Genomic DNA, 12,039 nt, shown 5'->3' with positions numbered 1-12,039 from the left:
AAACTACAATTGAATAATTTGTAAAAACTCACTAATGAAGAGATCCAACCCGCAGGTTTTCATCAATCTTTCATCAGCAGGCATTAATGTACTGCGAAACACTGCCTTGGCTCCTACTTCACTTTCTTTACGAAAACGGGTACTGCTTCTGATCTGGCTACGCATAAGACTTAGACCTAGTTCTCCAATCACCTGGATATAAACATTGTATAAAGGAGTGCTTTCCCTACCATCAACCTGATTCCAAAAGAGGTTAATACTTTCAATGGAAGTTTCTCCCTTTTTCATAATCACATCCTGCAATAGCTGTGTAAAAACCAGCGTACTTTCCATCACTAATCGGTCTGCTGTTATTGGGGTAAAGATGTGATGCATTCCAGCCAGTGCCTTTAGGATACCAGGAGTGTTTACCGTTCCAGGAAGGTCAAAAAAGACCGCATCAATAGGTACAGCAGAAGAATCAAAGAAGTTTTGTGCTGCTTCAACAACCCCTTCTGCTTTATGCTGGATGATAGGATATGCTTTCTTGTTAATGGTTGTAAACTGCTTGTACGCAAGCTTCTTTAAAACCTCGTTTTCCATGACCATATTGAGGTCGCGTTCTTTCATTTTCATCAAACTGTGCTGAGGAAAATCTGCATCAAATACCGCGACATTATAGCCCAAACGATAATGAAGTATACTGGCAACCAGTGTTGTAAAAGTACTTTTTCCCACACCTCCTTTCTGAGATGAAAAGGCGATGAATAAAGGTCTTTGCTTTGTTCTCATTTTTTTGCTTTTAATGTTATATAATTGCTTACTTAGGTCTCTATAACTGTGCATCTATACTTTTGTGTATCTATCTGTATACAGATAACTCTGTACAGTCTTATTTACTTACTCAATTGCATTTGTATTGCTATAAGCAGTTGTTTATGTATATAAGTATTCCCCTATAAACCCATCTATATAAGGATCTATGTAACTATACAGTTATTGTAATAGTTATGTATTTATGTAAGAAGCTATGTACAACTCCACCGGCATATGTACCTCCTTGCCTCGATAACTACCTGCTAACATTTCTATTTACTTCTCTATATACTTAGATCTATCAATCCATATAGATGTAGTCACATAAGTAGGTAACAACATCTCTATCTCTGCACGTCCGTTTTCAGGGACAAAGAAATGTAGATAGGTACCAACCTATTTCTATGTGGCAGTGATTGTCCTGTAAATGCAGTGTTTGGCTGGGTATCGCATTGCAATACCTGCTTAAACAAAGTTTTACTTTGTAGTACAATTTTTATCAGTGGTTTATGCTAAAACAAGCCGGTATTTGGAATACGAAATTAAACAGCAGCAAGCTGTTGTTTCCAGCTATAATCAATCCGTCCCGAAGGGCGGATTTTGTTACCACCCGGTAACAGCAAGTTGTGTTTTGAGCTGCTCGAATCCTTCTCCGCTGCTCAAAACCACTTGCCCTGCCGGGGGCTGGAAACATCCTCCGAAGTCGGATGTTTTTGTGAAATTAAAATGGACAGTTATGGATAAGACAAGGAATCAAGAACAGAAAAAAGGAGGACGAAAACCGAAAGAAAGCCCTGCGGTTTTCCGGTATTCCATCAGCTTTACCGCAGAGGAAAACGCACAATTCTTATCTCTTTTTGAGAGGTCAGGAATGAATGTTATGGCTCATTTTATTACCGCCTGTATCTTTCAGAAGACTATTAAGACTGTAAAAATCGACAAGGCTGCCATGGATTATTATATGCGATTGACCACTTTATATGGGCAATTCAGATCGGTTGGAGTTAACTACAACCAGCTAGTTAAGATATTATACCGTCATTTTTCAGAGAAAAAAGCAGCGGCATTTCTGTTTAAACTGGAGAAAGAAACTAAGGAAATGGCAGCATTATGTAAAAAAATAATACAGCTAACAGAGGAATTTGAAGCAGAATATTTGAAAAAAGAAGGGTAAAATGATTGCAAAAATAGGTAGAGGGAATAGCCTTTACGGGGCTCTTTCTTACAATCAGCTCAAGGTGGATAAGGAAAATGGACAGGTTCTATTAACCCATAAAATGCTTGAAACCCCTAGCGGATCATATACAGTTTCCTATCTGTTACGATCTTTTGAACCGTATTTGATCGCTAACCGTAACACTGAAAAGCCGGTATTGCATATATCGCTCAACCCTGATCCCAGGGATAACGTTAGCGATGAGAAATATAAACTCATGGCCCAGGAGTACATGCAAGAAATGGGCTATGGAGAGCAGCCTTTTGTTGTGTTTAAGCACACAGATATAGATCGCACTCACATTCATATTGTATCAGTCTGTGTGGACGAAGACGGAAAAAAAATTTCAGATAAATTTGAAAAAGTACGATCCATGAAAGCGTGTCGCAATATCGAAAAGCAATTTGGGTTAATACCGGCAATAGGAAAAGAAGAAAAGCAGGACGGCGGTTTACAGTTTCATCCTGTTGACTATAAAAGAGGAAATATCAAAAGTCAAATTGCTTCTATTGTCAGGCATTTACCGCAGTATTACCAATATCAAACCCTTGGCCAGTACAATGCGCTTCTTTCACTCTTCAACATCACTGCTGAAAAGATAGAAGGGGAATTGCATGGTCAGACCAAAAAGGGACTGATTTATTCCGCACTTAATACCAGTGGAGAAAAAGCCAGTCCTGCATTCAAAGCATCCCTCTTTGGGAAAGGTGCAGGATATGAGGCGCAGAATAAACATTTTACTAAGTGCAAGGGTGTTTTGAAGGAAAGTAAAGCAAAGCACTTTATCAGAGAAAATATTGCTACCGCATTGAAATCTACAGATAATGAACAGGATTTTAAGAAAGCGCTTGCTTCAAGGGGTATTAATACGGTAATTCGCCATAATGATGACGGAACAATTTATGGGGTTACATTCATAGATCATCATTCTAAAACGGTTTGGAATGGCTCCCAATTAGGAAAAGAATTTTCAGCCAACATCTTTAATGATCGGTGGAAAGATGACCATAGACCTAATTTCAGTATCACACAAGAAAAGAATGCACCATTCAATCATATGGCATTAGAAACTCCTGCTTCATCAACAAATTCCAATAGTTTATTTGACTTCTTAGATAGAACGGAGCCTACATTTTTGGAAAGCGAACACGGTTTTATAGAAATTATAGGGGGATTATTGCCAGAAGTACAGCAAGAAAATTACTCGGAAAATGATTTTGACAACATGATGAAGAAGAAAAAAAGGAAGCGTAAGAGGAATCAATAATATTTATACTTAATTATCAACTCTAAATTATGAAGATATTTTTAGCCCTAAAGCATAGCTCCAGTACAAAATCTTTGGTGCAGTTGGTGTTTTGAATTGATATAAGCCATAGATGTATAATGAAAAAAGCACAAAAGCACCCCAGCTAAGCACAATGCACAATACACCAAGCCTTTCTGTCGGGCTAAACATACCAGATATCAATGATTTTACTATAAATGCAGGAGTAATACAGCATAATAACACGCAGATTGTCCATGGAAGCATCCACAACTTTCGGTTTTTTTCTCGTAACCCAATGATAGTACCTTTAAAAAAATAAATGATGCAGAAGATAAGATACGTAAATACTATAGAAAAAAGCCAAATTTTAAGATTAGTGGTTTCCTTACCCCATAATCTTTGTGACAGTAAAAATCCGGCATAAAAGAACACCCCAAAAATGACTGCTATTTTTATAACAGAAATAAAAATACCTAAGACCCCAAACATCAATCCTGTGGCTGATTGACTTTCATTTCTTTTCCGAGTGCTATATTCCTCCTCGCTTTCTCCAGGGAAAGCATCGGGATTATTCCAATCCATAACATTCCTTTTTTTTAATCTTGATTAATCAAACAAATGAGATAAGAAAATGATTCTTATGAACAATAAATTTAAAAAATATTTTTTTGGGAGTCCAAATTACTTTTAAAGTTTAGCAATAATAAAGTTTGATAACCTATCACCGATTTTTTAAGCAATAAAATCCTTCAAAAAAATTTCACTTTATACTGATGGACAAATAAAGCCTCTGAAAGCCATCCATACCGTATTTTCTATCACTCTAAGTGAAGGCCTTACATTGATCTCTAACACACAATTTTATAGATTATGCAAGGAGAAGATGATTTAAGAGGATTAGCCAAGATTATGGCATTTATGCGAGCAGTAAGTATCCTTTTGGTACTCATGCACTTTTACTGGTTTTGCTACGAGTTTTTCGCTCAGCGGGAATGGACATTGGAAGTCATAGGAAGGATACTTATTAATTTTAACAGAACCGCCGGATTGTTTCTGGCTCCATTCTATACTAAAGCATTTGCTCTGGTATTGCTTGCTCTTAGTTGCTTAGGAACCAAAGGAGTAAAAAATGAAAAGATCACCTGGTCAAAGATCTCTCTGGTCTTAATGATTGGTCTGGTGTGCTTTTTTCTAAATACCCCTTTGCTGAATCTCTCTACGGCGCTGGCTACATTACTATACATTCTGACCACCTCAGTAGGCTACATTGCCCTAATGGTTGCAGGGCTATGGATGAGCCGTTTACTTCGGAACCGCCTGATGGATGATGTTTTCAATAATGAAAATGAGAGTTTCCAGCAGGAAACCCAATTGATGCAAAATGAATACTCCGTTAACCTTCCAACCAAATTTTATTACAAAGGTCAATGGAACAACGGATGGATAAATGTCGTAAACCCCTTCAGGGCCACCATTGTACTGGGAACTCCTGGCTCAGGAAAATCATATGCCATTGTTAACAACTATATTAAGCAACATATTGAAAAGGGATTTTCGATGTATATATATGACTTCAAATTCGATGACCTTTCTACCATAGCATATAATCATCTTCTAAAACATGCTGACAAATACAAGGTAAAACCCAAATTCTATGTCATCAACTTTGATGACCCTCATCGAAGCCATCGCTGTAATCCACTAAACCCTTCTTTTATGACAGATATATCAGACGCCTATGAAGCTGCTTATACCATCATGCTCAATCTTAACCGTAGCTGGATTCAGAAGCAGGGCGATTTTTTTGTTGAGTCACCAATTATCTTACTGGCGGCCATTATCTGGTTTCTAAAAATCTACGAAAATGGCAAATATTGTACATTTCCCCACGCGATAGAATTGCTAAATAAAAAGTACTCCGATGTGTTTACTATTTTAACTTCTTACCCTGAGCTTGAAAATTACCTTTCTCCCTTTATGGATGCTTGGCAGAGTGGCGCCCAAGATCAGCTTCAGGGACAGATCGCTTCCGCGAAGATTCCTTTATCAAGAATGATCTCTCCCCAACTTTATTGGGTTATGACAGGCGATGATTTTTCTTTGGATATTAACAACCCTGAAGAACCCAAGATCCTTTGCGTGGGCAATAATCCCGACCGTCAGAACATTTATTCTGCCGCTCTCGGGCTCTACAACTCACGCATTGTAAAACTGATAAATAAAAAAGGGCAATTAAAAAGCTCTGTAATCATTGATGAACTACCAACGATATATTTTCGTGGATTGGATAACCTTATTGCAACGGCCCGTAGCAATAAGGTTGCTGTTTGCCTTGGATTTCAGGATTTTTCCCAGCTCACTAGGGACTACGGTGATAAAGAAAGTAAAGTGATACAAAATACAGTGGGTAATATCTTTAGTGGCCAGGTAGTTGGCGAAACCGCCAAAAACTTATCAGAGCGGTTTGGGAAAGTTTTACAGAAGCGCCAGAGTATGACCATCAATAGGAATGATACGTCAACATCGATATCAACACAGCTTGATAGCTTGATACCCGCCTCTAAAATTTCTACCTTAACCCAAGGTATATTCGTAGGGGCTGTTTCTGACAATTTTGATCAGCGCATTGAACAGAAAATTTTCCATGGGGAGATCGTAGTTGATAATGACAAAGTTGCTTCTGAAACAAAAGCCTATCAGAAAATGCCATACATCAGATCATTTTTGAATGAGAATAGAGAAGATATCATGAAAAAAGAAATTCAGGAAAATTACAAGGAAATAAAGTTAGATGTTGTATCCATTATTGAAAGAGAAAAAGAACGGATCAATAACGATCCCGGTCTACAACATCTGATCAAGAAATAATTTCTTTCTTAAGCCAATTCCTGTAAATAACCAGGTTTTGCTTTTCATAAAGAAGCAAAGCCTGGCTTATGAAGTTTATAGCTAAAATTTACCTGCTAGATATGGCTTCTTCAATCCACTTTTCAAGATTATTAGCAATATCCGAATAAGCATTGTTTGCAGCAGGATTATAACACTTAACTATACTAGACAGCTTCTTTCCACTACCACTTAGGGTCAAGCTATCAAAAGGATTGGCACCTTGGCTGCAGGTTCCATTTCGGGGACATTTTAAATTATGAATATATATCCCTAGTACGGGCTTTCCATCATTCCAGGCCTTTTCAATTTCGTATTTCACCCATTTGCGATTCGCAGTATCCGATCCAACCAGAACTACCACACAACTTTTATATTTCAAATTATCATCGATCCATTTTTTTATGGATGCCTCGCCCCCTCTTTTCACTGTTTCCCATTCATTAGGCGAAACTGGTTCATTTCCCTCTAGGGCACCAATATTACGGATCAATTGAACCCTGAACACATCATTGTCATAATGAAAACTATAAAATATTTGCCTCTTTGCCATATTTATATTTTTTGTAGTATGTTAATTGCTTTAATTATATTTTTTATAAGATCTTCTTCAGAAATATCAGTCCTTCCCATTTCGCCAATAGCATCGAATAAATCGGTATTATCAGGATAGTATGCGCTTAAGTTACTCATTACCTTATCCCATAATACCCTAGATACTGCACCTGTTAAACCAATAGGTATAGGCACTACATGATGTTCAAGACAAATATCAAATTCCTCCAGCATCCCATCGGAATTGACAATATCTCCACCATTGAGTTTATTTCCAAATACAAAGAGTGCAATTCCCGCTTTTGAAATCATTTCTCTTCTATACTCTGTTCTCATTTCAGAAAGGCTTAACGTATCTGAGCTGATTTGCGGGAATGGACGGAGAATCAGCAAATCGTCTAAACTCTTATAATGGGAATTTAATTTAAAGTCTAATGCGCCATTAATTATAGTACTTCCGACACCCAGACCATACCCAGAAATTATTTTATACTCTTTCTCCGCTAATCTATAACTTAAATTATGAAGTAATTTTATTGCATTTTCTTCAGTAAAGGGAGAATAATCGTGAGCTGCACCCGAAATGAAAATATTTCTTCTCTTAATACGTTTTTCTATTTCAGAAAGGATAGAAGTTATTTCAGGATACTTTTTTATCATGATAGCATGAATTCCATATCTACGCAAATCTTCGATTTTAAGTTCCTGTTTGATCTTAGCATATACATACTCTTCATTATTTTGCGCCTCTGATTTATTTGGATCATTAAAACCATCTACTGAAACCTCTCTAAAAAAACAAAAATGGGTAGGTGTATTATCTTTTAACAAAATTCTTATCCTACTTAAAATGTATTCTAAATTGGGATCATCAAAACTGAATCCTATGAATAGAAAAGTCTTTGATAACAAATCACCTCTTAAAGCAGTGGAAAATAATTCTTTCTTATCATTATAGCTCTCATAATCGTCCTTTAGCAATACAGCTTCATCGGGAGAATCCTTGTCACCATGCATCTTATAGACTATCGCATTTTTTTTCTTTATATTACTTGAAAAATCTTCATTTCTGATTTTCCGTTCTACTGTTTTTCCTTCTGCTTCTAGAGTTCTTTCAATAAGCTGGTCATAATTGGTAGTCCAGAAAGTATCAATCCCAACTCTAGCCAATATTTTATGATTTTCACTTCCTTCCTTTAGTGTGGTAAACTCATTTTTTATTTTGTCGTTTATCTTTCCACGCTTAAACTTATTAAAATGATACTGTGCAATAGACAGTAGGTCATGTTCCTTATCTATATCCAATTTAAGTTCTTCCGCCAAATCTCTTAGAAGTTCCTTCCAGTTTACAAACCCAATAGACGTAGAAAAACCGGCACCAGCAAATATTGCGGCATCACCATTATTGATCTCAGTTACGAATGCATTGATAAATGCAAGTTGTTGTTGCGTAAATTCCATTCTATTATTGTTTTAGCCAATCTACAAGCTTAATTTTTGTTTCATTATATTCTACCCAATAAGTACCTGTAAAAGTGAAAAATTCTGAAGTAATTATTGGATAGATTTGTAGGTACTCTGTTCCGCTAAAGACATTATCATTATTGTTGGTAATGGGCATCACTGCAATATTCTTATGATACTTATGAGCATCTCCATAACCAAGCTCCCAATTACACCATTTAGAACTAATAGCAGCTTCAGTTGCCAATAAAATAAATTTATCGTTTTGTTTAATCTTTTCTTTTATCCTTGTTGCCGTACTACCATTAGTATTTTTAGGCATTTCATTATCCAACCAGTCCACATAAACATCTATCCCTAATTTATTAAGTAATGTGATGACTTGTTTGATAATTTCCTTTTCGTCATGTTTATGGGAAAGGAATACAGAAGTTTCAAAAGAATACTTGTTTCTTTTTCTTTTATCTTCCGCTTTGGTATTAAGTTGAATAAATTCATTCAAGTTTTCGCTCCTTACCTTAGCAAGAAGATCTTTTGAGATTAATTTTTCCATAGGTTATTTCTTAACTTAATAAGTTATATTAGCTTTCTTTGCAGATTTTGTACTTCCATAGGTTTGTGGCTTTTTCATATGCGTTTTCAATATATTTATTGGGATCACTTAAGAACTCATCTTGGTCTATTAGTGAGAAATATGATCCTGTTAGTCTGTCATAAGACTGACAGGTGGCACAATAATATCTATCATCTGTTCTTAAATTATATCGATTCCTATTAAGAATCTCAAAAAGATAATTCTTGTCGATATACCTTGAAAAACACCCATCTTGACTCATCCTTCTCGATATCAACCAATCGTAACTGCCATTTACTTTCATGACAACACCCAATATTCCATTTGTTCTTGAAGTCCGATCTTGTCTAGTTATTTCTTTTAAAGAATATTCTATTTCCCATTCCATCCATTCACTATGAAGCATGTTTGGCGAGACAATAACAATTGTAACAGAGGTGCCATAAATCATTTCTTTAAGATTATTCTTTATATTGTTAACCGTCGTCGAGACTAGGTTAGGAGATGTTGAGGTTTCCCCTCTATAATAATTAGCATCGTCTCCCAATTGGTTGATAATTTCATCACGCAATGCTTTTGCCTCACTATATTTATATGAAATAAAAGTCTCTCTTGCCATCTCTATAATTGTTCAATTAATAATTCCTGAAATAAACTCATATAGCCATAATCAGTAACTAACCTATCATTTTTAAATCTGTCAGGTAAAGCCTCTTCATAAACGAGTTTGGCAGCAGCTCCTGTACTTGCCACGGGCATGAGAAATGCTTTAGGGTGAAACTCCTTAAACATCTTAAATTCATCCTCAATACCTTCCATTCCTCCTATAAATACCGCCGCTTCAAATTTATGCTCTCCAAACATTCGCTCACGCATATGAAATACACTGTCAGCTAGTTTTTCACGTTTCTCTGTGAGAATGATGTTTTTAAATTTATCGTTGTCAGGGGGAAACAAATGCTCAAAGTACTTACTTTGATATAGTAGTACATGCTCTTGAATATTCAAATCCAATTTTTGCATTACATAGTAAATGATTGGTGTAATAGAAGGATGACCTCCCCAAATCAAGCGATGACCCGGTAAAACAGTAGAAGCCAATGCAACTATTGAATCCCGTATTGCAATTATATCAGCAGAATTGTAGTACTTCTGATCTCGTTCTTTAAAGGGGATACTGGCCGATAAGAAAATATTTTTTAATGATTTTGTAGCCATAGGTCAAATTCCTGTTTTTTAATTGTTTCAACATCTAATTGTCCATCTAAATACGTTAAATGGTCCAACCATTTTTGTCTTATTTTCACATCATCATATATCAGATACACTTCTTCAACATGAAAATCTTTAATTGCCTTTCTAAGCTCAGAAGATTGGTTGTAGTCCAAAGATTGTGGAATTCCCACCAATGGTATAAATATTCGTCTCTTGCTATTAGGTAATTCTTCTGTTAAAAACCTTTCGGGTTGGATATTAATTTGTTTTCCATTCTTACGAGCAGCGTTTAAAAACTCGGTAATCAGATTATCTTGCCTTGATGCTAAATTTCTTGCTCTTACAGATTCTACATGGGAAACAATCCCCTCGACCATCTGATCTGTGAGCTTTGATTTATCCTTATCAGAATAAAGCCCATTAATAAAATCTACAGTACTGAGTTGAGTAGGAAAACATACTTCTGCCATCCTTTCTAGTTTGTGATTTGGCCAAATTAGCTGAATGACACCGATTTGTTTTACACTTGCTTCGGCTATTTCCTTTTCACACCATTCACTTTCCATGAATCCAGGAGTATTTAAGACAACAATTACATCACAATCCGTCATCCTATGCCAAAGCTCCTCTTGAAATGGTTCCCCTTGTTTAATTGCGTGAGTATCTAAAAATACATCGAAGTTATGTTTCTCTAATGCTTCATATAACTGTATGGCTACAGATGTTGATTCATTTCTTTTATAGCTTATGAAGACTTTTCTTGCATTTCTAAGCTTGCCAAATGATTCAAGTACTAAATCAACAATTTTATCCTTCTGAAAGTTAGAAAATAACAATCCATTTTGATTACTAAGTATTGCTGGTATTTCTGTTCTAAATGCACCTTGTTTATAATAAATAGGCAATACCATATTTCCTTGATCAATCATTTTTGATACTTCATCAATATCCTTATGATTGCCTGCAGGGTCACCAAAATAAATAACAAAAGCAGGCTGGTTTCCTTTGTATTCGTTAATTTCTTTAGCACGAATAACTTTATAGAAATCCTTTTGGAGTTTTAATTCTTCGATTTTTTGATGGTATAGAGCAACAAGCTCCTCTGTTAATGGGGTAATTGTCCCCAGTAATATGAGTTGATATTTAAACATCTCTTACTGATTTAACTATTATTTCTTGGAGTTACAATTCACACTTTGAGGGAAACATCTGCAGTTCTACAAATATAATTTGATTTTGGATGATGCTTACACCAAATACTTAATTCAAAATTGAGTTTTTAACAAGAATTTATAACATTAAGCATTTCTGCTAATATAATAAATCCTCTCTATTCAGCCTATATTTTACGATGAATATTACTTCGAACCTGAGTTTTAAAAAAGTAGACAAATAAAATCTCCTTTAGTACATTATTGTTGTCGATTTTTCCTACTAGAAATATGATTTTATCAATTTCTAGGGGTCAAATATTACACTGTATGTTCATAATGGAAATCAAAGCATTTCTCTCGGCAGCTAGTACCCTTCAGTAGGCTAAAGATAATGACTTATACAACAGATGACTTCTAAGTATGATTCAATGATCCATCACCCAATATTCGGATAATGAATACCTATAAATTTCGCCGTATTTCTATATTATTTTGTATTAACGGCTGAATAACATATAAAATCATCCGAAAATTCTAGTATTGCATTTCGTTTTTTTAATAGATATTAAAATTTAAAATAGAACCGGGATTCTTCCTTGTTTTTTATTTATCTTTTTTAGTATAGGGGATGATCTCACCAGGCTCCGCTCCAAGGGCCCAGATCAATGTTACCAGTGTTACAGTATGAAGGTCACGTAAACCTCTTTCAATTTCGCTTATTCTGCCAACGCCCATACCACCGGCTGCAATGCCTAAATCAGTCTGTGTCCAACCGAGTTCAATTCTCTTTTTCCTGATGTTGGCACCTATCTCATATAATACAATTTTATCGTCCAAACGATCCATTTTCGCAAAATCCTGTCAATTTCTGGCATTTGATTTCTCACCTTTGGTAAATTTGCGTTTTTTA

General features: G+C 35.6%; 12 protein-coding genes. 3 read left to right on the top strand and 9 right to left on the bottom strand.

What is annotated here, in order from left to right; genetic code table 11:
• Positions 1-3: 3 nt before the first annotated feature.
• Positions 4-771 (bottom strand): ParA family protein, encoded by a 768-nt coding sequence (locus NG806_RS00805; protein WP_261511560.1) that lies wholly within the window; start codon positions 769-771, stop codon positions 4-6.
• Positions 772-1,531: 760 nt separating this feature from the next.
• On the opposite strand from NG806_RS00805, the gene mobA reads away from it, so the two are divergent.
• Positions 1,532-1,969, top strand: a complete 438-nt coding sequence (mobA, locus tag NG806_RS00800; protein ID WP_261513151.1) for a conjugal transfer protein MobA — start codon at positions 1,532-1,534, stop codon at positions 1,967-1,969.
• Between the two features lies 1 nt (position 1,970).
• A complete protein-coding gene (locus NG806_RS00795) occupies positions 1,971-3,278 on the top strand; it encodes a relaxase/mobilization nuclease domain-containing protein (RefSeq protein WP_261511559.1) in 1,308 nt (435 codons plus the stop codon).
• Between the two features lie 27 nt (positions 3,279-3,305).
• Here the strand turns inward: NG806_RS00795 and NG806_RS00790 are convergent, their stop codons facing one another.
• Positions 3,306-3,863, bottom strand: a complete 558-nt coding sequence (locus NG806_RS00790) for a hypothetical protein (RefSeq protein WP_261511558.1) — start codon at positions 3,861-3,863, stop codon at positions 3,306-3,308.
• 288 nt (positions 3,864-4,151) lie between these two features.
• Here NG806_RS00790 and mobC point away from each other — a divergent pair, with 288 nt between their 5' ends.
• Positions 4,152-6,149, top strand: coding sequence for a conjugal transfer protein MobC (mobC, locus tag NG806_RS00785; RefSeq protein ID WP_261511557.1), 1,998 nt, complete (start codon positions 4,152-4,154; stop codon positions 6,147-6,149).
• 88 nt (positions 6,150-6,237) lie between these two features.
• Here the strand turns inward: mobC and NG806_RS00780 are convergent, their stop codons facing one another.
• The 7 genes from NG806_RS00780 to NG806_RS00750 form a co-directional block, all read right to left on the bottom strand.
• Positions 6,238-6,720 carry a TIR domain-containing protein gene (locus tag NG806_RS00780; RefSeq protein ID WP_261511556.1) on the bottom strand — a complete coding sequence of 161 codons (483 nt, stop codon included), beginning with the start codon at positions 6,718-6,720 and terminating at the stop codon, positions 6,238-6,240.
• A 2-nt stretch (positions 6,721-6,722) separates the two neighbouring features.
• On the bottom strand, positions 6,723-8,183 hold the full coding sequence (locus tag NG806_RS00775; protein WP_261511555.1) for an SIR2 family protein: 1,461 nt from the start codon (positions 8,181-8,183) through the stop codon (positions 6,723-6,725).
• Between the two features lie 4 nt (positions 8,184-8,187).
• Complete coding sequence (locus tag NG806_RS00770; RefSeq protein ID WP_261511554.1) at positions 8,188-8,739, bottom strand: toll/interleukin-1 receptor domain-containing protein; 552 nt, start codon at positions 8,737-8,739, stop codon at positions 8,188-8,190.
• Between the two features lie 28 nt (positions 8,740-8,767).
• A complete protein-coding gene (locus NG806_RS00765; protein ID WP_261511553.1) occupies positions 8,768-9,379 on the bottom strand; it encodes a TIR domain-containing protein in 612 nt (203 codons plus the stop codon).
• A 2-nt stretch (positions 9,380-9,381) separates the two neighbouring features.
• Complete coding sequence (locus tag NG806_RS00760) at positions 9,382-9,978, bottom strand: SLOG domain-containing protein (RefSeq protein ID WP_261511552.1); 597 nt, start codon at positions 9,976-9,978, stop codon at positions 9,382-9,384.
• Positions 9,960-11,126, bottom strand: coding sequence for a toll/interleukin-1 receptor domain-containing protein (locus NG806_RS00755; RefSeq protein ID WP_261511551.1), 1,167 nt, complete (start codon positions 11,124-11,126; stop codon positions 9,960-9,962). The genes NG806_RS00760 and NG806_RS00755 overlap by 19 nt, the downstream gene beginning before the upstream one ends.
• 606 nt (positions 11,127-11,732) lie before the next feature.
• Positions 11,733-11,966, bottom strand: a complete 234-nt coding sequence (locus tag NG806_RS00750; RefSeq protein WP_261511550.1) for a helix-turn-helix domain-containing protein — start codon at positions 11,964-11,966, stop codon at positions 11,733-11,735.
• Positions 11,967-12,039: the final 73 nt, after the last annotated feature.

This window comes from Chryseobacterium paludis, assembly GCF_025403485.1.
GTDB lineage: Bacteria > Bacteroidota > Bacteroidia > Flavobacteriales > Weeksellaceae > Chryseobacterium > Chryseobacterium paludis.
Note: the sequence above shows the minus strand (reverse complement) of the source record. Positions and strands in the feature narration are given on the sequence as shown.